The organism is Aminobacter sp. Y103A, from assembly GCF_030294925.1.
Lineage (GTDB): Bacteria > Pseudomonadota > Alphaproteobacteria > Rhizobiales > Rhizobiaceae > Aminobacter > Aminobacter ciceronei.
Window position 1 is genome coordinate 949,693 of the sequence record NZ_AP017986.1, and the last position, 21,030, is coordinate 970,722.

Sequence of the window (21,030 nt, forward strand, 5' to 3'; positions counted from 1 at the left end):
GAAACGCGGAGGAGATCGTGGCGGCAATTCCTGCAGATGTTCTGGGGCTCCCGAAGCCCGCCTGGGCCGCGGACGACGTGGCGATGCTCTACGACATGGCACACCGCTTCATGTCGGAAGAGATCCTTCCGCATTATGACGGCTACGAGAAGAACGAGATCGTCGACCGTGCCGCCTGGGAAAAGGCCGGTGCTGCTGGCCTGCTCTGCGCCTCGATGCCCGAGGAATATGGCGGTTCGGGCGGCACCTTCGCCCATGAGAGCGCGATCATCGAGGCGATCGGCCATGTCGGCGTCGACGGTTTCGGCATCGCCCTGCACAATGCCATCGTCGCCCCCTATATCCTTCACTATGGCTCCGAAGAGCAGAAGAAGAAGTGGCTGCCCAAGATGGCGACCGGCGAGTTGATCGGCGCCATCGCCATGACCGAACCGGGTGCCGGCTCCGATCTGCAGGGGGTGAAGACGCGCGCCGAAAAGGACGGCAACCAGTACCGGATCAACGGCTCCAAAACCTTCATCACCAACGGCCAGCTGGCGAACCTGGTCATCGTGGTGACCAAGACCGACCCGTCCAAGGGCGCCAAGGGAACCTCGCTGATCGTCGTCGAGACCGACGAGGTCGACGGTTTCGAGCGCGGCCGCAACCTCGACAAGATCGGGCTCAAGGCCAATGACACCTCGGAGCTGTTCTTCAACGACGTACGTGTTCCGACCTCCAATCTGCTGGGACAGGAAGAAGGCCAGGGTTTCGTCCAGCTGATGCAGCAGCTGCCGCAAGAGCGGCTGGAGATCGGCACCGGCGCGATCGCCATGATCGAGCGCGCGCTGGCCGTGACCATCGACTACGTCAAGGACCGCAAGGCCTTCGGCAAGGCGATCCTGGATTTCCAGAACACCCAGTTCAAGCTGGCCGAACTCAAGACCGAGGCGACCATCGGCAGGGTTTTCTACAACGACTGCGTCGCCCGTCACATTTCCGGCGGGCTCGATCCGGTAACTGCTTCGATGGCCAAGTATTGGCTGTCCGACCTGCAGTGCAAGATCGTCGATGAGTGCCTGCAATTGTTTGGCGGCTATGGTTATATGAACGAATACCCGATCGCCCGCATGTATCGCGACGCCCGCGTGCAGCGCATCTATGGCGGTACGAACGAGATCATGAAGTTGCTGATCGCGCGCTCGCTCTGAGCAGCCGATCCGGAAACCAAGGAGCAAGAAAATGGCTGACGCTTTTGTCTATGACGCCGTGCGCACGCCGCGCGGCAAGGGCAAGAAGGATGGATCGCTGCATGAGGTTCCGGCGGTGCGCCTCGGCGCCAAGGTGCTGGAAGCGCTGCGCGACCGCAACGGCTTCGACACGGCAGAAGTCGACGACATCATCTTCGGCTGCGTCGATCCCGTCGGCGAAGCCGGTTCGGTGATCCCGCGCTCGGCCGCCTTCGAGGCCGGCTACGACAACAAGGCGCCGGGCATGCAGATCTCGCGCTTCTGCGCCTCCGGCCTCGACGCCATCAACTTCGGCGCTGCGAAGATCGCGCAGGGTGCCGACGAGATCGTGATCGCCGGCGGCGTGGAATCGATGTCACGCGTCGGCATGGGCATGTCGGGCGGCGCCTGGTTCATGGATCCCTCGGTCGGCATGCCGGCCTGGTTCATGCCGCAAGGCGTATCGGCCGATCTGATCGCCACCAAATATGGTTTCTCGCGCGACGACGTCGACGCCTATGCCGTCGAGAGCCAGAAGCGCGCCGCCAAGGCCTGGGAGAAGGGCTACTTCAAGAAGTCGGTGGTTCCGGTGAAGGACCAGAACGGCCTCACCATCCTCGCCCATGACGAGCACATGCGCCCGACCACCGACATGCAGTCGCTCGGCCAGCTGCAGCCTTCCTTCGTCATCCCCGGCGAGATGGGCGGCTTCGACGCGGTCGCCGTGCAGCGTTATCCCGAGCTCGAAGAGGTCAACCACGTCCACCATGCCGGCAACTCGTCCGGCATCGTCGACGGTGCGGCGGCCGTCCTGCTCGGCTCTAAGAAGGCCGGCAAGACGATGGGCCTCAAGCCGCGCGCCCGCATTCGCGCCTTCTCCAACATCGGCTCCGAACCGGCGATGATGCTGACCGGTCCGGTCGACGTCACCGAGAAGCTGCTCAAGCGCGCCAAGATGAAGATCTCCGACATCGACCTGTTCGAGCTCAACGAGGCCTTCGCCTCGGTGGTGCTGCGCTACATGCAGGCCTTCGAGATCCCGCACGACAGGATCAACGTCAATGGCGGCGCGATCGCCATGGGACACCCGTTGGGGGCCACCGGGGCGATGATCTTCGGCACTGTACTCGACGAACTGGAGCGCCGGGACCTCAACACCGCGCTGGTGACGTTGTGCATCGGCGCCGGCATGGGCACCGCAACGATCATCGAACGCGTTTGATTTCGGCCGGAAGGAGACAGACATGACCTATACCAACTTCACGGTCGAAACCGATGCCGATGGCATCGCGCTCGTCACCTGGAACATGCCCGACCGCTCGATGAACGTCTTCACCGAAGAGGTGATGGGCGAGCTCGACAAGATCATCGACCAGGTCGTCGCCGACGCCGGCATCAAGGGCGCCGTCATCACCTCGGGCAAGGAGACCTTCTCCGGCGGTGCCGACCTCACCATGCTGCAGAAGATGCTCGGCATCTATGCCAAGGAGAAGTCCAAGGATCCGGAAAAGGCAGCCAGGCTCCTGTTCGACAATGCCGGCCGCATGGGCGCGTTGTGGCGCAAGCTCGAAACCTGCGGCAAGCCGTGGGTGTCGGCGATCAACGGCACCTGCATGGGCGGCGCATTTGAATTGTCCCTGGCTTGTCACGGCCGCGTCGCGGCTGACTCGGACAAGGTCAAGATGGCCCTGCCGGAAGTGAAGGTCGGCATCTTCCCGGGCGCCGGCGGCACCCAGCGCGTGCCGAGGCTTGCCGACCCGCAGTCGGCGCTGCAGATGCTGACCTCGGGCCAGACGCTGTCGCCGCAGAAGGCGAAGGGCATGAATCTGATCCACGAGATCGCCGAGCCGAAGAAGCTGATCGAGACCGCCAAGGCGATGATCAGGAATGGCCTGAAGCCGGTCCAACCCTGGGACGAGAAGGGCTTCAAGCTGCCCGGCGGTCCCGTCTATTCTGCCGCAGGCGCCAATCTCTGGCCGCCGGCAATCGCCATCCTGCGCCGCGAGACCTATGGCAACTATCCGGCTGCGACAGCGATCCTGAAATGCGTCTATGAAGGCCTTTTGGTGCCGTTCGACACCGGCCTGCGGATAGAGCAGCGCTACTTCACCGAGATCATGCAGACCAGGGAAGCGGCAGCGATGATCCGCTCGCTGTTCGTGTCGCTGCAGGAGCTGAACAAGGGCGCTCGCCGTCCCGAAGGCATCGCCGATACCAAGTTCAAAAAGATCGGCATCATCGGCGCCGGCTTCATGGGGGCGGGCATCGCCTTTGTCACCGCCAAGGCCGGCATTCCCGTGGTTCTGGTCGACCGGGATCAGGAAGCCGCCGACAAGGGCAAGGCGCACTCCGACAGCCTGATCTCCGACCAGGTCAAGAAGGGACGGGCCAAGCCGGAGGAGCGCGAGAAGCTCCTGTCGCTGATCACGCCGAGCGCCGACTATGCCGACCTCGCCGGCTGCGACCTGGTGGTCGAGGCGGTGTTCGAGGATTCGGAAGTCAAGAAGGCAACGACCGAGAAGGCGGAAGCCGTGCTCAAGTCGTCGGCGGTGTTTGCCTCCAACACCTCGACAATACCGATCACCTCGCTTGGCAAGAACTCGGTTAGGCCGAAGAACTTCATCGGCATCCACTTCTTCTCGCCGGTCGACAAGATGATGCTGGTCGAGATCATCCTGGGCAAGAAGACCGGCGACAAGGCGCTTGCGGTGGCGATGGACTTCGTCCGCGCCATCAAGAAGACGCCGATCGTCGTCAACGACACGCGTGGCTTCTACGTCAACCGCTGCGTGCTGCGCTACATGTCGGAAGCCTTCAAGATGCTGATCGAAGGCGTGCCGGCAGCGATGATCGAGAACGCCGCCAAGGCTGCCGGCATGCCGGTCGGCCCGCTGGCGCTGACCGACGAGACCGCCGTCGACCTCGCCCAGAAGATCATGAAACAGACCATCCGGGACCTCGGCGAGAAGGCTGTCGATCCACGCCAGATGGCGCTGATCAACACCATGGTCGACAGCCATGGTCGCCTCGGCCGCAAGAACACCAAGGGCTTCTACGATTACCCGGCAAAACCGGCGAAGAAGAAGCTGTGGCCCGGCCTCAAGGACCTCTATCCGCAGCTTGCTCCGGAGAAGGTCGATGTCGAGGAGATCAAGCAGCGCCTGCTGTCGGTCATCGCGCTCGAAGCCGTGCGCGTGATGGAGGAGGGCATCGTCACCGACCCGCGCGAGGCGGATGTCGGCTCGATCCTCGCCTTCGGCTTCGCGCCCTACACCGGCGGTGCGCTGTCCTACATCGACGGCATCGGCGCCAAGAAGTTCGTCAAGATCGCCAAGGACCTGCAGAAGAAGTACGGCGCCGAGTTCAAGGCGCCCAAGCTGCTGGTCGACATGGCCGAGAAGGGCGAGACCTTCTACCAGCGCTTCGATCCTTACGCGAAGGCAGAGGAAAAGAAGGCGGCCTGACGCAGCATGTACGTCTGGGCAAGACTGGCACGCATGGCCGCGACGAAATCTCGTCGCGGCCCTTACCGTTTTGGCGATGAGGGCCGGCTGTCGTTCCGCTGCCTGCCGACCGACATCGACTTCAACATGCATCTCAACAATGCGCGCTACATGATGCTGGCCGATGTCGGTCGCATCGACATCTTCATGCGCTCGGGCCTGATCGAGCTCGCCCGCAAGCGTGGCTGGGCACCGATGCTGGGTGGCCTGCAGACGGTGTTCGTGCGCGAAATCAGGTTGTGGAAGCGCTTCGACGTCGTCTCCTCAATCGAGACCTGGAGCGGCTCCGAGGTGATCGGCAAGCACCGCTTCGTGCTCGAAAACGGCGAGACAGCGGCGCTGATCATGACCAGCGCCGGTGTCTACGACCGGGCCAACCGCCGCTTCGTGCTGATCGACGATCTGGTGCGCGAGCTCGGCGCCGACATCACCCCGCGTGACGCCAGCGAGGAGGAGAGCATCTTCATCGCCTCGCACAAGGGCCTGCGCACGCTGGCGAAGTCGAAGGACTGATGCCGCTTCTGGCGGCGGGTGGAGAGTGCTAAAATAGCGAGACCTGAACGATTGTGCATTGGGAGGAGTGTTCGCCATGCGCATGATGCTGAAGGTCTCAATCCCCACCGAAGACGGCAACAGGGCGATCAAGGACGGCTCGCTGCCCCAGGCCATTGAACGCGTCATGGCCGACCTCACGCCGGAGGCAGCCTATTTCACTGCCGAGGCCGGGCGCCGCACGGCGTTCATCTTCCTCGATGTGGCCCATTCGTCCGACATGCCGCTGGTCGCGGAACGCTTCTTCTTCGGCTTCAACGCCAACGTCGACATGATCCCCGTGATGAATGCCGACGACTTGAGGAAGGGCCTGCCCGCGGCGATGGCCGCGCTGGCAGGCTGATCCCTTTCATCAGCGGCAGCGTCCAGACCTGCGACGCGGTCACTCTGGCTGTCCGCATTGGCGGTGGACAACCGCGACAGGCGTGGTTAAATGCCGAAAGGTATTTTTTCCTGTCCGAAGGAGAGCGCCATGCTCTCGCATGAACGTGTCTGGGCCGCGATCGACGCTCTCGCCGAGCGTTATTCGCTTTCGGCGTCGGGCCTCGCCAAGAAGGCCGGGCTCGACTCGACGGCGTTCAACAAATCCAAGCGCCAGTCCGTCGATGGGCGGCCGCGCTGGCCGTCGACGGAGTCGCTGGCCAAGATCATCGAGGCCACCAATTCCTCGCTCGAGGAGTTCCTGGGTTTTGTCGAACCGGTGCGAACGGTCAGCAGGGCCAAGGGACGGGAACGGGCGGCCGGCGTGCCGCTGCTCGGCTTCGCGCAGGCCGGCGCCGGCGGCTTTTTCGACGATGCCGGTTTTCCGGCAGGGCAGGGCTGGGACCTCATCGAGATTCCGGCGCGCGCCACCGAAAGCTCCTACGCGCTCGAGGTGCAGGGCGACTCGATGTTGCCGCTCTACCGCAATGGCGACGTCCTGATCGTCGAGCCTGGGGCCGTGGTGCGCAAAGGCGACCGCGTGGTGGTCAAGACGATCTCGGGCGAGGTCATGGCCAAGGTGCTGGAGCGCCAGACGCAAGGCATCATCGAACTGGTCTCGCTCAATCCCGAGCATCCGATCAGGCGTTTTCAGGCCCATGAGGTCGAATGGGTGGCGCGCATCGTGTGGGCGAGCCAGTAAGGTGCGTCCGGCAGCCATAGCAGTCGCCGCCGCGGGGTTCGGCATCGCGGCTTTGCTCGTCACCATGGGCGGGCACAGGCTCGCGGCGATCGAGGCGCCCGAGATCGACGTGATCGACGAAAGCGACCTGCCTGACATGCCGCCGCCGGAAGAGGGTAGCACGTCGGCGGTCGAGCCGGAGGCGCTCGATGCCGAGGCTGCGTCGAGACCGGTGGCGCCTGAAGACATCGCCCCGCCGCCGCTCGAGCAGGGCGATCTTGTGCGCGAAGCACCGCGCCCGCCATTGAGCGAACTCAGCCTGGCGTTGCCGCCCAAGCCCAAGATGCCCGACGATTGGGACGGCACAACACTGTTCCAGCCGGTAGCGTCGGCTTCAGGCCTGATCGAGGCCAAAGGTTTCAGTGTGGCGATTGCGGGGGTGACCCCCGTCGATGTCGGCGAAAACTGCAGCTATGAGGGTAAGGAGTGGAACTGCGGAACGCGGGCGCGCACGGCGTTTCGCAGCTTTCTGCGCTCCCGCGCCGTGGTCTGCGATGTGCCGCCTCAGTCCGAGCGCGGCGTGATCGTTGCCCGCTGCCGCATTGGCAAGCAGGACGTCGGCGAATGGCTGGTCGCCAATGGCTGGGCCAAAGCCGAGGCCGGTGGTCCCTATGTCGAGGCGGGCAAGAAGGCCGAGGCCGAGATGAAGGGCATCTACGGGCCGGTACCGACGCGCATCGAGATGACGCTCACGCCCGTGGGGACGAGCCTGCCCGCGGTCGAGCCGCCGCCATCCGAGCCGGCCGTCGAAGAGCCGGCGCAATAATTCAGGCGCTTTCGGGCAACCGCTCCAGATAGAGGTCGAATTCGTCGCGATGGGTTTCGACGAAGCCGTGGCGCTCGTAAAAGCGCCGGGCGTCGCTGCCGCGCAACACGTCGAGGCGGATTGGCTTGGCACTCTCATTGGCCTCGCCCAACAGCTGTCGCAATATGGCGCCGCCGACACCACGCCCCTGCGCTTGCGGCACGAGATAGAAGTGCTCGAGCAACAACGCGCCATCTTGTGGGCCAAAGGCGACGCAGCCTATGAGCTGTCCGGCCGGGTCCAGGATCAGGCGCGTATGCTCGGGGCGGAACGACGCGCGAAAGCGGGCACGCGCCCGCTCTGGATCGAAGCGGCCGATGCGCTCCAGGCTCGGCCGCATTGCAAGCAATCTAATCTCGAACAAGCGTTCGAAATCAGCCTCGCGGGCTGGCACCAGGCTGAACGCAGCGGCCGCGCCGGCTGGTGGCACGTCAGGCCGCCAACTTGCCTTCCAGCGCCTTGGTGATCAGCGCCCGGGTTTCGGCGATGCCGTAAAGGGCTGCGAACGAGCCGAAGCGGGGACCGCGTTCCTGGCCGATCAGCACCTGGTAGATCATCTGGAAGAAGGCGCCGGACACGCCGGGGCCACCCTCCGGACTCTTCTTGCTGTGGTCCTGGTAGCGCTCGATCTGGCGCGCGACGTTAAGCGAGGCATTCTGGATGGCTTCGCCGTCAGCACCCGCGGGCAGGTCGGCAAGCGCCTTTTCCAGCGCTTCCAGTGCCGCCCGCTCGACCTCGTCGGCCGGCCGGAAGGTCTTGGTCGGCTTCACGAAATCGTCGAAGTAGCGGACGGCATAGCCGGTCAGCTTGTCGAGCTCGGGATGCGTCTCGGGCGTCACGCCGGGCGCATGGCGCGAGATGAAGCCCCACAGAACTGCCTTGTCATGCGCGTTGGAGGCGCTGACCAGGTTGAGCAGCATCGAGAACGGCACCGGCATGTCGACAACGGGCGGGTTGCCGTCATGCATGTGCCAGACAGGATTGCCCAGCCGTTCCTTCCATTCCTGTCGCGGATACGCGGAGAGGAAGGTGTAGTACTCGTCGACGGCGCGCGGGATGACGTCGAAATAGAGTTTCTTGGCCTGGCGCGGGCGCTGGTACATGTAGAGCCCAAGGCTTTCGGTCGGCGCGTAGGTCAGCCACTCGTCGATGGTGAGGCCGTTGCCCTTCGACTTCGAGATCTTCTGGCCGTTCTCGTCGAGGAACAGTTCGTAGACGAAGTGCTCCGGCGCGTGCCCGCCCAAAAGGTTGCAGATGCGGTCGTAGATGACGGCATTGGTCTGGTGATCCTTGCCGAACATTTCGAAGTCGACGCCGAGCGCTGCCCAGCGCATGCCGAAGTCCGGCTTCCACTGCAGCTTGACCTTGCCGCCGGTGACCTCAAGCGTGGTTTCGGTGCCTTCGTCGTCGAAGGTGATGGTGCCGGCCTTGGCGTCGACATGCTTCATCGGCACGTAGAGCACGCGGCCGCTCTTGGGCGAAATCGGCAGGAACGGGCTGTATGTCGCCTGGCGCTCTTCGCCCAGCGTCGGCAGCATCACCGCCATGATCTGGTCGTAGCGCTCGGCGGCGCGCAGCAGCATCGCGTCGAACTTGCCGGCCTTGTAATAATCGGTCGCACTGGCGAACTCGTACTCGAAGCCGAAGGTGTCGAGGAAGCGGCAGAGCATGGCGTTGTTGTGGTCGCCGAAGCTGGCGTAGTCGCCGCCGAAAGGATTGGGCACCGCCGTGAGCGGCTTGTGCAGGTGCGGTTCGAGGAAGGCGCGGTCCGGCACGTTGTCGGGGATCTTGCGCATGCCGTCCATGTCGTCGGAGAAGCACAGCAGCTTCGTCTTGACCTTGCCTTCGGTCAGTACATGGAAGGCGTGGCGTACCATGGTGGTGCGCGCCACTTCACCGAAGGTGCCGATATGCGGCAGGCCGGATGGGCCGTAGCCGGTCTCGAACAGGACGATCTCGGGAAATTCTTTGCCTTTGTAGCGCTCGACGATCTTTTTGGCCTCTTCGAACGGCCAGGCTTTGCTTTCAGCCGCTGCCGCGAGAAGTTCGGGGTTGAGATCGATGGTGTTTGATCTCGTCATGTCGAGAGCCCTTTGATTGTTGGGCGGAGTTTCCGCCGAAGACGGCCATGCTCTATGCGCGCATGCCGCGGGCGTCAACGATTCCGGCCATTTTTCGTTGCAGTGACGGGGTTGCGTTCCTAAGTTCGGGCGAGATTCAACACTTTGGAGACCTCCATGCCCTTGCCGACTGCCCACGAGGCGCTGATCTATCTGATGGTCATCACCTCAGCTTCCGACCGCGACATGACCGATGTCGAGCTGGCGCGGATCGGCGAGGTGGTCAAGTCCTGGCCCGTCTTCATGGACTTCGACCAGAAGCGGCTGATCGGCGTGGCACAGGACTGCCAGGAGCTGCTGCACGAGGAGCCGGGGCTGGAAGGCGTGCTCGAACTCGCCCGCCGGGCAATTCCGGAGCGGCTACATGACACGGCCTATGCGGCGGCCTTCGAGGTGGCTTCAGTCGATCTCGAAATGCGGATGGAGGAGGTGCGCATCCTGCAGCGCCTGCGCCATCACCTGAGCGTCGACGCGCTGACTGTCGCTGCAATCGAGCGCGCCACCAAGGCCCGCCACCGCTCCCTGACCTGAGCCGGTCGAGCCTTGGTCAGAAGAAGCTGACCGGGAAGTAGCGGAGATAGAGCTCGGCGAAGGTGCCCTTGGCCGAGATTTCGTGCAGCGCGTAGTCGAAGGCTGCGGCAAGTGCGGCATTGCCTGGCGTTGTCGCGATCGCAAGCCCGGTGCCGAGATATTCGGGCGCCAGGTAGGGCCCGCCGGCAAAGCGGCAGCAGCCGACGGCGTCGGTGCCGCTCAGCCAGAACGACAGGCGCATGCCGTCGCCGAAGACGGCGTCGAGCTTGCCGTCTTTGAGGTCTGCGTTGAGCCAGTCCGGCTTGGCATAGGTGACGACCTTCAGATTGCCGAAATAGTCCCTGAGCACACGCTCATGCGCCGAGCCGGCGATCACGCCGACACGCTTGTCGCGCAGCTTGTCGACCAGCGGCTCGGTGACGGCCTGCGCCTTCTTCATGATGAAGCGCGCTGGGAAGTGCAGATAGGGCCGCGAGAAGGCGTATTTTTCGCGCGTCTCGGCCGTTGCCGGCACGCCGGCGATGAGGGCTTCGCCTTCGCCTGCGTTCAGCGCGCTGCCGAGCTCGTTCCAGGGCAGGGCCTGGATCTGGCATTTCTCGGCAATGCCGAGTTCCGCGCAGATGGCGCGGGCGAGGTTGACATGGAAGCCCGACAGGCGGCCCGCCTTGTCGATGAAGTTGAAGGGCGGGAAATCTGTGGTGGTCAGGAAGCGCAGGCGCGGCAGCGTCGACAGATCAGGCTTCGGCAGCCGCTCCTTGCTGTCCCACAGCACCGGCACCTGCGGTTCGGCCGACCGGGCCGGGCCGGGCAGTGTTGCAAGCGACATGACGATCGCAAGCATCAGCGGTGCGGGGTTCATCTCTGCTCCGGGCCTTCGGTTGCCGCGTGTCCGGTCTGGACACGCGTCGCGATGATCACTGGCAGAAGCTTTAGCGTCGTCGTCGCGCGCAGGCAAAGCGATTGTGGAACAATGCACCACAAGGGTCACAAGCCCCGAGGTGAAAAAGACAATCTAAGTTAATTAGTCGGCGTCTCACCCGTTCGGGGCATGGCCTCAAATGGGCCAATATGCATAATCGCTGGCGGGGAGTTGCAGCATGGGGGTGTTGCAATGCAACTGGACCAGTCGCCTTGGGGGGGACGCACCTGCGCGTGCGGGCTGTCTGAAACAGCTGGCGTGGCTTGGTTCGATTACTGTCGTAGTATCCAAATTTACGGCTCGCAGGCCGTGGGTGCGTGATGGTTGCGGTTGACTCCAGTCACGCGACCATCCGCCCCGCTTTTTCTGCGTCCGCGCTGTATTGCGCGCCACCGAAGCTCAGGCGTTCGACGAAGCAGACGGCACCACGCCTATGAGGCTGGTATGGCGCTGCCGGCTTGCGCTGAAACCAAAAAGACCGCCGCAGCTTCTGAAGGCTGTGCGCGTTTGCGACGGCGTGTTGGGCGATGCTGCCATGGGCAGGTGGTGCTTGCTGTTTGAGCGTTGCCGGTGGTCGCCCCATTGGGCGAATACACCGCATCGGCGCCGCCGCGCGAGCTCACTCATTTGCCTTCAAACCGCTAGTCCTTCAGGAACTTCATGCCTTCGGCGATGATCTTGCCGTCGGGCCTGCCGACAACGTCGAGATCGCGGCCTTCATAAGGCAATGCCCGCAGGATATGGCGGATGACCGCGATGCGGCCGCGCCGCTTGTCGTTGGCCTGGACGACGATCCATGGCGCGTGCTGGGTGTGGGTCTTTTCGACCATCAGGTTCAGCGCCCTGGTGTAGTCGTCCCATTTGCTGATGCCGGCAATGTCCATCGGCGAGAACTTCCAACTCTTGAGCAGGCTGTGGCGCCGGTCGTGGAAGCGCTTGAGCTGCATTTCCTGGCTGATGTCGAGCCAGAACTTGAAGAAGTGGATGCCCTCGTTGACGATCATCTTCTCGAAGCTCGGCGTTTCGTCGAGGAACTGACGGTGCTGTTCGGGCGTGCAGAAGCCCATGACCGGCTCGACTCCGGCGCGGTTGTACCAGGAGCGGTCGAAGGTGACGAACTCGCCCGAGGTCGGGAAATGCTCGACGTAGCGCTGGAAATACCATTGGCCGCGTTCGGTCTCGGTCGGCTTGGTCAGAGCAACGTCGCGCGCCGTACGCGGGTTGAGGTATTGGCGCACCGCAGCGATGGTGCCGCCCTTGCCGGCGGCGTCACGGCCCTCGAACAGGACGAGCACGCGCTTGCCGACGGCCTGCAACCAGGCCTGCAGCTTGACCAGTTCGATCTGCAGCTGTTCGATCGTCTTTTCGTATTCCTTCTGCGGCAGCTTGTCGTCATAGGGATAGTGGCCCGACGTCAGCGCCTTTTTGTCGATCCAGTCGGGCAGGACGGGGTCGTTGATGTCGAAGCTGCGCTCTTCCTTGCCGATCCTGATCTCGACGGGGCCGGCGACCGGCACCGGATCGACCTTAACCGCCGCGCTGGCGGCGTTGTCCTTCTTGCTTTCCTTGTCTTTTTTCATGACCTCGGCACCTTTCCAGCTCGGCAAGTCATGCTATTGGGTGGCTTGGGAGCGGTCCAGAGGCTTCTTGCAGGTGCTGCGGCACCGGAAACGTTCGTATGGCAGAGACCACCACGCAGACGAAGGCAAGGCGCACGGCGCGGATCGGGGTCGGCCGACTGTACCAGAACCGCTGGATGTTGGCCGCGGCGATCCTTGCCGTCCTCGCGGTCCATTTCTTCGGCGGCGTCTCCGTGCCCTTCACTTTTGGGACGATTGCAGCGCTAATCTTGTTCGCGCTCGTCGCGCCGCGCACGCCGGCAGCCCGCCGGCTGGCCGAGGCCAGCGCCGGCATCGAGCGCTCGCTGCTCGACAGGCTGTCGGGCGAGAAGCTGGCGGCAGCAGTTGCCGATCCGCTCATCATCTTCGACCGCGACGGCACGGTGGTGCATGCCAATGCGGCTGCCGAGACGGCCTTCGGCGCGATCAGGCCCGACCTTCCGCTGCTTTTGAAGTTCCGTGCGCCCGAAATGCAGGCGCTGATCGAGACGGTGCTGGCGGGCGCGGGCAACGGGCAGGCTACGGACTATGTCGAGCGGGTGCCGTTCGAGCGTGTTTATCGCGTCACCGCGTCGGCGGTCGGGCGCGGCACCGGGCTGTTCGTGCTGGCATTCAAGGACCAGAGCGAGGCGCGCCGTATCGACCGTATGCGCGCCGACTTCATCGCCAACGCCAGCCATGAGCTGCGCACGCCGCTCGCCTCCATCGCCGGCTTCGTCGAGACGCTGCGCGGTCCGGCCCGCAACGATCCCAATGCGCGCGACCAGTTCCTGCAGATCATGCAGAACCAGACCGGCCGCATGGCTCGCCTGATCGACGATCTCTTGTCGCTGTCGCGGCTGGAGATGAAGCCCTATCTCAAGCCCGGCGTCCGCGTCGACCTGCGCCAGACGGTCGACGCGGTGATCGCCTCGCTCGGCCCTCTGGCCGGAGAGACCGGCGTGGTCGTCGAGCGCGATTTCGGCGATGGTTCGTTCGAGGTTCACGGTGACCGCGACGAGCTGTTCCAGGTGTTCCAGAACCTGCTCGAAAATGCCTGCAAATACGGCCAGTCGGGCGGGCGCGTGCAGGTGTCGATGCGGCGCGTCGGGCAGGGCAGCGAAGCCGAGCTTGAAGTCACCGTCCGCGACTTCGGTCCGGGCATTCCGGAAGAGCATATTCCACGCGTCACCGAGCGCTTCTACCGCGTCGATGTCGAGACCAGCCGTGCGCAGAAGGGCACCGGCCTCGGCCTGTCGATCGTCAAGCACATCCTGACGCGGCATGGCGCAAGGCTGTCGATCCGCTCGAAGCTGGGCGAAGGCTCGGCCTTCACAGTGCATTTCCCCATCGCCTGAGCCGCAAGCAAAACTTGCCTTGTCGCATGCAGCGTCGACCGCCTGGCATGGACAGCCGGCCGACGCTTCTGCATTTCAATAATTCGCATTGACTCTAATTAGAAGAATTTCTAAATAATAGCGCGGACACATTCAACGGCGGCCAGATGGGCATCAATGCGGTTTTTGAGGCGCTTTCACACCCGGTCCGGCGGCGGATCCTGGCGTTGCTCAAGAAGGGGCCGCTCAGTGCCGGCGAATTGGCAGGGCATTTCGATCTGACCAAACCGACGCTGTCGGTGCATTTCAACAAGCTCAAGGAGGCCGAGCTGGTCGCTGTCGAACGGCGCGGCACGAGCCTGATCTATCACCTCAACACGTCGATCCTCGAGGATGCCCTAACAGGGCTCCTCAGCCTGAAGGACCCGGAACCATGAAGCAGGCCCTGTTTTCGCGCATCAATCTGGCGCTTGCGGCAGCCCTCGCTGCCGTCACGCTTGCCGGTTACCTGCTGGTGCCGGCGGGCTCGATGTTGCCGATCCATTGGGGGCCGAGCGGCGAGGCAGATGCATTCTGGCCGCGCGACACGGCATTGCTGCTGACGCCCGTGGCGGTTGTTACGCTGTCGGTGCTGCTGGCCTTCATCGGAAACCGGGCGGGACCGGAGCAGATGGCGTCGAGCAAACATGCCTTTGCGACCGTCATACCCCTCATGACCGGGCTGATGCTGACGATCCAGGGCTCGATCGTGCTGATCGGCCTCGGCTACCCCGACCAGATGGTGCGCGTCATCACGCTGTCGCTTGGCGTCATGCTGATCCTTGTGGGCAACGTCATGCCCAAAACCCAGCCCAATGCCATCGCCGGCGTGCGCTTGCCGTGGATCATGAATGATCCCGCGCTCTGGCGCGCGACGCAGCGGCTGACCGGCATGCTGTTCGTTGCCGGCGGCATCGTGCTGGTGGTTTGCGCGCTGCTGGTGCAGCATCCGACCTGGCTGATCGCCGCACTGCTGGCGGCGTTCCTGGTGCCGCTGCTTGTGGGTGGCATCTACAGTTACCGGTTGGCCAATCACACGCGATGATTGCCTGAAGCCGGCAAAGCGATCTTTCCGATGTGCAGACCTGGCAGATTTCGTCGCGCCGGCGCTAAATCCTTCCCCGGTTTCTTTTTTCCGTCATGCGGCTAGCGTAAAGCGCTAGATTCAGGATCACGATTCCCCAACGGGAACCGACGAAAGAAAATTCGGCCATGCAGTCACAACATATTGTCAGTGCCTACGACGACGAGCTGAAATTCCTGGCGCGGAAGATCGCCGCGATGGGCGGCCAGGCTGAGCGTATGGTCGATCAGGCGATCGCCGCTCTGGTCAATGCCGACCCGGCACTTGGCCAGAGGGTGATCCAGGACGACATCGTGCTCGACGAGGCCCAGCGCGAGATCGACGACAAGGCGATCCTGATCATCGCCAGGCGCCAGCCGATGGCGACCGACCTGCGCGAGATCGTCGGCGCGATCCGTATTTCGGCCGATCTCGAACGCGTTGGCGACCTTGGCAAGAACATCGCCAAGCGTGTGCTGGCGGTGGCCGAGGGCCGGCAACCCAACAGCCTGTTCCGCGGCCTGGAGGCTTTGGCGGAGCTCGCGCTGACCCAGCTTAAGGAAGTGCTCGACGTCTACGCCTCGCGTTCGGTCGAGCGTATCGGCTTCGTGCGCGACCGCGACGAGCAGATCGACGCCATGTACACCTCGCTGTTCCGCGAGCTTTTGACCTACATGATGGAAGATCCGCGCAACATCACCCCGTGCACGCACCTGCTGTTCGTCGCCAAGAACATCGAGCGCATCGGTGACCACGCCACCAACATTGCCGAGACGATCTATTACATCGTCACCGGAGAGCAGATGCCGCCCGAGCGTCCCAAGGAAGACAAGAGCCATCGCGTGACGCTGGAAGGCGAGGGAAAGTCCGGCTGAGCCACGATGGACGCAGGCTCTTCTGCGCCGGGTGGTGAAGGTCTAGAATAGTCTCCGATCGGCGGGGCTGATCCCCGCAGGGGTGCAGCATGACCGAACTGGCCAGGAAGTTCGACAAGGACCCCGAGCTGGAAGGCGGTGTCGTCGCCTCCAGCGTCTATTTCGGCGGCCATCGTATTGCCGACATCCCGATCGAAGAAGCCGGCCTCTGGGCGGCCAAGGAAGGCCACGTCGTCTGGATTGGCCTGCTCGAGCCGGCCCGCGAGCTGCTGCTCAGGGTGCAGCGCCAGTTCAATCTGCACGACCTTGCCATTGAGGACGCCGAGCATCCGCACCAACGTCCCAAGATCGAGCAATATGGCGATGCCTTGTTCATCGTCGCACGCACAGCGCAGTTGGTGCAGGGTCGGGTGAATTTCGGCGAGACACACATGTTCGTCGGCAAGGGCTACATCGTCAGCGTCCGCCACGGCGTCTCGACCTCCTATGCCGCTGTCCGCCAGCATTGGGAAAGCTGTCCGAGCGCGCTGGCAAAAGGCGAGGACTTCATCCTCTACGCGATCCTCGATTTCATCGTCGACAACTACATGCCGGTGCTTGAGCAGATCGAGGAAGAGGTCGACCTCATCGAGGATGGCGTTCTGGCGCGGCCGATGACGTCGAAGGACATCGAGCGGCTCTACATGCTGCGGCGTGACCTGTTGCGCCTGCGCAATGCCGCCGGCCCACTGGTCGAGGTCTGTCGCCGCCTGACCAGCGCCGACCTGCCGCAGTTGCGACCGGCGATGCATCCGCTGTTTCGCGACGTCACCGACCATATCCGCACCGTGCTGGAAAAGGTCGACAATCTGCGCGAGGTGCTGGCCTTCGCCTTCGAGGCGAGCCTGCTTGTCGGCCAAAGCCAGGAAACGGCGATCGCCAAGAAGCTCGCCTCCTGGGCGGCCATCCTCGCCGTGCCGACGGCGCTTGCCGGCATCTACGGCATGAATTTCGCCGAGATGCCCGAGCTGCATTTCGAGTACGGCTATCCCACCGTGCTGGTCGCGATCGCGACGATCTGCTCGATCCTGTACTGGCGCTTCAGGAAGAACGGGTGGCTGTGAGAGCAGCAAATGGTGAGTAGCGGATAAGAAAAGGCCCCGGAACGCTTGGCGATCCGAGGCCTTTCTCAATTGCACTGTTTGCTATTCGCTCAGCGCGAGCGGCGGCGCTCCGAGGCCGGCTGGAAGGCGATCTTCGAGTGGTAGCCGCAATAGGGCCCACTCTCACCGGCTTCGTTGCCGCAGAAACTGAAGTCTTCGCTCAGCGGATCGCCGTTCGGCCACTTGCACGTGCGCTCGCTGAGCTGAACCAACTGCAGGCGGCGCGAGATCGGCACGACGACGTTCTCAACCGGGCGGATGTACTGGCGGGCAACCGGCTCGACCTCGAACTGCGCCTGCAGCGCGGTTGCGCCGATGCTGGCGGTTACGGTGCGCGTCGCCGTGACTGTGCGCTGCACAGTCTTGGTCGCGGTCGTTGCCTGCGTCGTCTTCTTCTGACGGGCCGGGGCAGCCGTCGCGCGGCCGCGGCTCGACAATTTCAGGCGGTGAACCTTGCCGATGACGGCATTGCGGCTGACGCCGCCCAATTGCGCCGCGATCTGGCTCGCGCTCAGACCTTCCGACCACAATTTCCTGAGTAGTTCGACCCGCTCGTCAGTCCAATTCATGAGACAGTGCTCCTGATTTAACGCGCAGTACTCGGAATCCTTTTCCGTCCGGGCAAAGCCGGTTGGACACCACATCTATTCGGTGATTATGTCCGCCGCACGAAATCTAGTTATTTCTCAATTACAATTACCGATGCGCTGACTCCGTGACAAGAGTCCGAGAGGGCAGCACGATTCGGTTTTTACGGTTTTCCCCAACTTGCCGAGATAACGTGGCTACGCGGCAACGGGTGGCTTGGAATGCGCTGGCATAAGCGACGTTTTCGTTGACTTCATGGCAGAAAAACCTGATATAGCCGCAGGCCGCCGCTCTGAGGCGGCTTTTTGATTTTCCGGGCTTCGGAGAGACATATAATGAGCGGTTCGGCGCTTTTCGAGACGTTTGCTCGTGCACCTCTGGCTTTCGAGCGAGGTGAGGGTTCCTGGCTGATCACCGAAACCGGCGAGCGATATCTCGATTTTGCTGGTGGCATCGCGGTGAATTCGTTGGGCCACAGCCATCCGCATCTCGTCCAGGCACTGACCGAGCAGGCTGCCAAGCTCTGGCACGTCTCCAATCTGTACCAGATCCCCGGCCAGAGCCGGCTTGGCGAACGCCTGGCCGAAAACTCCTTCGCCGACCGCGTCTTCTTCACCAACTCGGGTGCGGAAGCGCTGGAGTGCGCGATCAAGACGGCGCGCCGCTACCAGTATGTGAAGGGGCATCCCGAGCGTTACCGCGTCATCACCTTCGAGGGCGCCTTCCATGGCCGCACCCTGGCGACAATCGCCGCCGGCGGCCAGGCCAAATATCTTGAGGGCTTCGGTCCGAAGGTCGAAGGCTTCGACCAGGTCGCTTTTGACGACATCGATGCGGCGGAGAAGCTGATCGGACCGGAGACGGCGGCGATCATGCTCGAGCCGGTGCAGGGCGAGGGCGGCATCCGTCCGTTCCCGACCGCATCCCTGAAGCGCCTGCGCCAGCTTTGCGACAAGCACGGCCTGCTCTTGATTTTCGACGAAGTCCAGTGCGGCATCGGCCGGACCGGCAAGCTGTTTGCCCATGAATGGGCCGGCGTCAATCCGGACCTGATGGCGATCGCCAAGGGCATCGGCGGCGGTTTCCCGATGGGTGCCTGCCTGGCCACCGAGGAGGCAGCAAGCGCGATGACTGCCGGCGTGCACGGCACCACCTTTGGCGGCAATCCGCTTGCCATGGCCGTCGGCAATGCCGTGCTCGACGTCGTGCTCGAGGAAGGCTTCCTCGATGAGGTCAGCCGCAAGGCACTGCTGATCAAGCAGGGCCTCGCCGCCGTCGCCGACGAGTTCCCCGACGTGATCGAGGGTATCCGCGGTTCCGGCCTGATGCTCGGTCTCAAATGCACCATGCCCAACACCAAGGTGAACATGGCGCTGCGTGACCACAAGCTGCTTGCGGTGCCCGCAGGTGATAATGTGATCCGCCTGCTGCCGCCGCTGACGACCAGCGACGCGGACATCCAAGAGGCGCTCGCGCGGGTTCGCGCCGGAGCTGCCAGCCTTTCCAAGGCCGCCGCCAGCGGCGGCTGAACCCAAGGAAGTTACATGACCAGCGGGATTCGCCATTTCACCGACCTCTCAGCACTTTCCGGGAGCGACCTTCGCGGGATTCTCGACGACGCAGCCAAGCGCAAGGCGCGCCTGAAAGCCGGCGAGCGATCGAAGCCGCTGGAGGGCAAGGTACTGGCGATGATCTTCGACAAGCCGTCGACCCGCACGCGCATCTCGTTCGATGTCGGCATGCGTCAGCTTGGCGGCGAAACCATCATGCTGACCGGCACCGAGATGCAGCTCGGCCGCTCGGAATCGATCGCCGACACCGCCAAGGTGCTGTCGCGCTATGTCGACGCCATCATGATCCGCACCACCGCGCATGACCGACTGCTCGAGCTGACCGAGAATGCGACCGTTCCCGTCATCAACGGCCTGACCGACGACACCCATCCGTGCCAGCTGATGGCCGATATCCTCACCTTCGAGGAGCATCGCGGCCCGGTGCGCGGCAAGACCTTTGCCTGGACCGGTGACGGCAACAACGTGCTGCACTCGCTGCTCGAGGCTTCGGCCCGCTTCAGCTTCAACGTCAACATCGCCGTGCCCGAGGGCAGCGAGCCGGAGCAGAAGTATATCGACTGGGCCCGCGCCAATGGCGGCAAGGTCATGATCACGCGCTCGCCCGAAGACGCGGTTCGCGGTGTCGACACCATCGTCACCGACTGCTGGGTGTCGATGGGCCAGGAGCATCGCGCCCGCGGCCATAACGTGTTCCTGCCTTATCAGGTCAATTCCGACCTGATGAAGCATGCCAAGCCCGACGCCCTGTTCATGCACTGCCTGCCGGCGCATCGCGGTGAGGAAGTGACCGACGAGGTCATCGACGGCCCGAACTCGGTGGTCTTCGACGAGGCGGAAAACCGGCTGCACGCGCAGAAGGCCGTGCTCGCCTGGTGCCTGGGCGCTTGAATGCGTGATCCCGCGACCCTATCTGGGGCGGGATCATTCAATTATCATCAAAGCCATGTTCTGCGACCGTCGGCGGACCGACCGGGCGCGGAACTCTATAGATGGGATAAGTTCCAGTGACTGACACCGAACGCAAGCTCGGCGAATTCGGGTTCGCCGGCGACGACCATGTCGTTCCATTCCAGGTCGAGCCGCTCGACGTGCGTGGCCGCACCGTCCAGCTCGGCCCGCTGCTCGACCAGATCCTCGGACGGCACGACTATCCCGAGCCGGTGGCCAGGCTCCTGGCTGAGGCCTGTGTGGTCACGGTGCTGCTCGGCACGTCGCTGAAATTCGAAGGCAAGTTCATCTTCCAGACCCGCACTGACGGGCCGGTCGACATGCTGGTCGCCGACTTCACCACGCCGCATTCGCTGCGCGCCTATGCACGCTTCGACGCCGACCGCGTCGATGCGGCGATAGAGGCCGGCATGACCGCGCCCGAGGATCTGCTCGGGAGCGGCGTGCTGGCGCTGACCATCGATCAGGGCGAGCATACCCAACGCTACCAGGGCATCGTCGAGCTCAACGGCATCACGCTGGAAGAGGCGGCGCGCGCCTATTTCCGCCAGTCGGAACAGATCCCCACCGAGGTCAAGCTGTCGGTGGCAAAGCTCGTGCTGCCGGCCGAAGGCGGCCCGCGCGAGCATTGGCGTGCCGGCGGCCTGTTGGCGCAGTTCCTGCCCGACTCGCCCGAGCGCCGGCGCGTGGCCGACATCCATGGCGGCGACGGCGACGAGCGCGACATCGCAGTCCACCCGGACGACAACTCCTGGCAGGAGCTTCTGGCGCTGGTCGGAACCATCGAGCCGACCGAACTGATCGACCCGACGGTCGGCACCGAAAGGCTGCTCTACCGCCTGTTCCACGAGCATGGCGTGGTCGTCTATGACGGCGTTCGCGTCGTCGACGAATGCTCGTGTTCGGGCCAGAAGATCAAGGGCATCCTGCAGGGCTTCACGGCCGAGGAAATCACTGACAGCGTCGAAGACGGCGTCATCCGCGTCGCCTGTGAGTTCTGCTCCAAGTCCTACGAATTCGACCCGGCAGAATTCGCACCGGTACAGTGAAGTCGGGCGCAATGATG

At 63.6% G+C, this 21,030-nt stretch carries 21 protein-coding genes; 16 read left to right on the forward strand and 5 right to left on the reverse strand.

What is annotated here, in order from left to right; all coding sequences use genetic code 11:
* The first annotated feature begins 17 nt into the window (after window positions 1–17).
* The 7 genes from Amn_RS04615 to Amn_RS04645 all read left to right on the forward strand — a co-directional run bounded on the left by Amn_RS04615 (window position 18) and on the right by Amn_RS04645 (window position 7,191).
* Entirely contained in the window at window positions 18–1,190 is a 1,173-nt protein-coding gene (locus Amn_RS04615; protein ID WP_286294942.1) for an acyl-CoA dehydrogenase family protein, read from the forward strand.
* A 31-nt stretch (window positions 1,191–1,221) separates the two neighbouring features.
* A complete protein-coding gene (locus tag Amn_RS04620) occupies window positions 1,222–2,430 on the forward strand; it encodes an acetyl-CoA C-acetyltransferase (RefSeq protein ID WP_067965446.1) in 1,209 nt (402 codons plus the stop codon).
* A 22-nt stretch (window positions 2,431–2,452) separates the two neighbouring features.
* Window positions 2,453–4,672, forward strand: a complete 2,220-nt coding sequence (locus tag Amn_RS04625) for a 3-hydroxyacyl-CoA dehydrogenase NAD-binding domain-containing protein (RefSeq protein WP_286294944.1) — start codon at window positions 2,453–2,455, stop codon at window positions 4,670–4,672.
* A gap of 6 nt (window positions 4,673–4,678) precedes the next feature.
* Window positions 4,679–5,224, forward strand: a complete 546-nt coding sequence (locus tag Amn_RS04630) for a thioesterase family protein (RefSeq protein ID WP_067965439.1) — start codon at window positions 4,679–4,681, stop codon at window positions 5,222–5,224.
* Window positions 5,225–5,300: 76 nt separating this feature from the next.
* Window positions 5,301–5,606 (forward strand): hypothetical protein, encoded by a 306-nt coding sequence (locus tag Amn_RS04635; protein WP_154387163.1) that lies wholly within the window; start codon window positions 5,301–5,303, stop codon window positions 5,604–5,606.
* A 129-nt stretch (window positions 5,607–5,735) separates the two neighbouring features.
* Complete coding sequence (locus Amn_RS04640; protein ID WP_067967097.1) at window positions 5,736–6,386, forward strand: S24 family peptidase; 651 nt, start codon at window positions 5,736–5,738, stop codon at window positions 6,384–6,386.
* A 1-nt stretch (window position 6,387) separates the two neighbouring features.
* Window positions 6,388–7,191: a thermonuclease family protein gene (locus tag Amn_RS04645; RefSeq protein WP_286294946.1), complete on the forward strand. Its 804-nt coding sequence runs from the start codon at window positions 6,388–6,390 to the stop codon at window positions 7,189–7,191.
* A 1-nt stretch (window position 7,192) separates the two neighbouring features.
* Here Amn_RS04645 and Amn_RS04650 read toward each other — a convergent pair whose 3' ends face one another.
* Window positions 7,193–7,570, reverse strand: a complete 378-nt coding sequence (locus Amn_RS04650; RefSeq protein WP_083948802.1) for a GNAT family N-acetyltransferase — start codon at window positions 7,568–7,570, stop codon at window positions 7,193–7,195.
* A 91-nt stretch (window positions 7,571–7,661) separates the two neighbouring features.
* The gene (locus Amn_RS04655; protein ID WP_286294948.1) at window positions 7,662–9,311 is read right to left on the reverse strand and encodes a lysine--tRNA ligase; all 1,650 of its coding nucleotides are present in this window, start codon (window positions 9,309–9,311) and stop codon (window positions 7,662–7,664) included.
* 156 nt (window positions 9,312–9,467) lie between these two features.
* Here Amn_RS04655 and Amn_RS04660 point away from each other — a divergent pair, with 156 nt between their 5' ends.
* Window positions 9,468–9,881: a tellurite resistance TerB family protein gene (locus Amn_RS04660; protein WP_067965428.1), complete on the forward strand. Its 414-nt coding sequence runs from the start codon at window positions 9,468–9,470 to the stop codon at window positions 9,879–9,881.
* 16 nt (window positions 9,882–9,897) lie between these two features.
* On the opposite strand, the gene Amn_RS04665 is transcribed toward Amn_RS04660, so the two are convergent.
* Window positions 9,898–10,740 carry an ABC transporter substrate-binding protein gene (locus Amn_RS04665; protein ID WP_502874750.1) on the reverse strand — a complete coding sequence of 281 codons (843 nt, stop codon included), beginning with the start codon at window positions 10,738–10,740 and terminating at the stop codon, window positions 9,898–9,900.
* A gap of 701 nt (window positions 10,741–11,441) precedes the next feature.
* Complete coding sequence (ppk2, locus tag Amn_RS04670; protein WP_286294949.1) at window positions 11,442–12,380, reverse strand: polyphosphate kinase 2; 939 nt, start codon at window positions 12,378–12,380, stop codon at window positions 11,442–11,444.
* 98 nt (window positions 12,381–12,478) lie between these two features.
* On the opposite strand from ppk2, the gene Amn_RS04675 reads away from it, so the two are divergent.
* The 5 genes from Amn_RS04675 (at window position 12,479) to Amn_RS04695 (ending at window position 16,815) form a co-directional block, all read left to right on the forward strand.
* Window positions 12,479–13,756 (forward strand): ATP-binding protein, encoded by a 1,278-nt coding sequence (locus Amn_RS04675; RefSeq protein ID WP_286294951.1) that lies wholly within the window; start codon window positions 12,479–12,481, stop codon window positions 13,754–13,756.
* Between the two features lie 146 nt (window positions 13,757–13,902).
* A complete protein-coding gene (locus Amn_RS04680) occupies window positions 13,903–14,172 on the forward strand; it encodes an autorepressor SdpR family transcription factor (protein WP_286294952.1) in 270 nt (89 codons plus the stop codon).
* The gene (locus tag Amn_RS04685) at window positions 14,169–14,819 is read left to right on the forward strand and encodes an SdpI family protein (protein WP_286294954.1); all 651 of its coding nucleotides are present in this window, start codon (window positions 14,169–14,171) and stop codon (window positions 14,817–14,819) included. Before Amn_RS04680 ends, Amn_RS04685 begins: the two co-directional genes overlap by 4 nt.
* Before the next feature lie 167 nt (window positions 14,820–14,986).
* Window positions 14,987–15,712 (forward strand): phosphate signaling complex protein PhoU, encoded by a 726-nt coding sequence (phoU, locus tag Amn_RS04690; RefSeq protein ID WP_067965420.1) that lies wholly within the window; start codon window positions 14,987–14,989, stop codon window positions 15,710–15,712.
* An 89-nt stretch (window positions 15,713–15,801) separates the two neighbouring features.
* A complete protein-coding gene (locus Amn_RS04695; RefSeq protein WP_182576002.1) occupies window positions 15,802–16,815 on the forward strand; it encodes a magnesium and cobalt transport protein CorA in 1,014 nt (337 codons plus the stop codon).
* Window positions 16,816–16,904: 89 nt separating this feature from the next.
* Here the strand turns inward: Amn_RS04695 and Amn_RS04700 are convergent, their stop codons facing one another.
* On the reverse strand, window positions 16,905–17,423 hold the full coding sequence (locus Amn_RS04700; protein ID WP_067965418.1) for a GcrA family cell cycle regulator: 519 nt from the start codon (window positions 17,421–17,423) through the stop codon (window positions 16,905–16,907).
* Window positions 17,424–17,777: 354 nt separating this feature from the next.
* On the opposite strand from Amn_RS04700, the gene Amn_RS04705 reads away from it, so the two are divergent.
* From Amn_RS04705 to Amn_RS04715, 3 genes are all read left to right on the forward strand, one after another.
* Window positions 17,778–18,971: an aspartate aminotransferase family protein gene (locus Amn_RS04705; protein WP_067965417.1), complete on the forward strand. Its 1,194-nt coding sequence runs from the start codon at window positions 17,778–17,780 to the stop codon at window positions 18,969–18,971.
* Window positions 18,972–18,986: 15 nt separating this feature from the next.
* Window positions 18,987–19,904: an ornithine carbamoyltransferase gene (gene argF, locus Amn_RS04710; protein WP_182576003.1), complete on the forward strand. Its 918-nt coding sequence runs from the start codon at window positions 18,987–18,989 to the stop codon at window positions 19,902–19,904.
* A 116-nt stretch (window positions 19,905–20,020) separates the two neighbouring features.
* Window positions 20,021–21,013: an Hsp33 family molecular chaperone gene (locus Amn_RS04715; RefSeq protein ID WP_182576004.1), complete on the forward strand. Its 993-nt coding sequence runs from the start codon at window positions 20,021–20,023 to the stop codon at window positions 21,011–21,013.
* The last annotated feature ends 17 nt before the right edge of the window (window positions 21,014–21,030 follow it).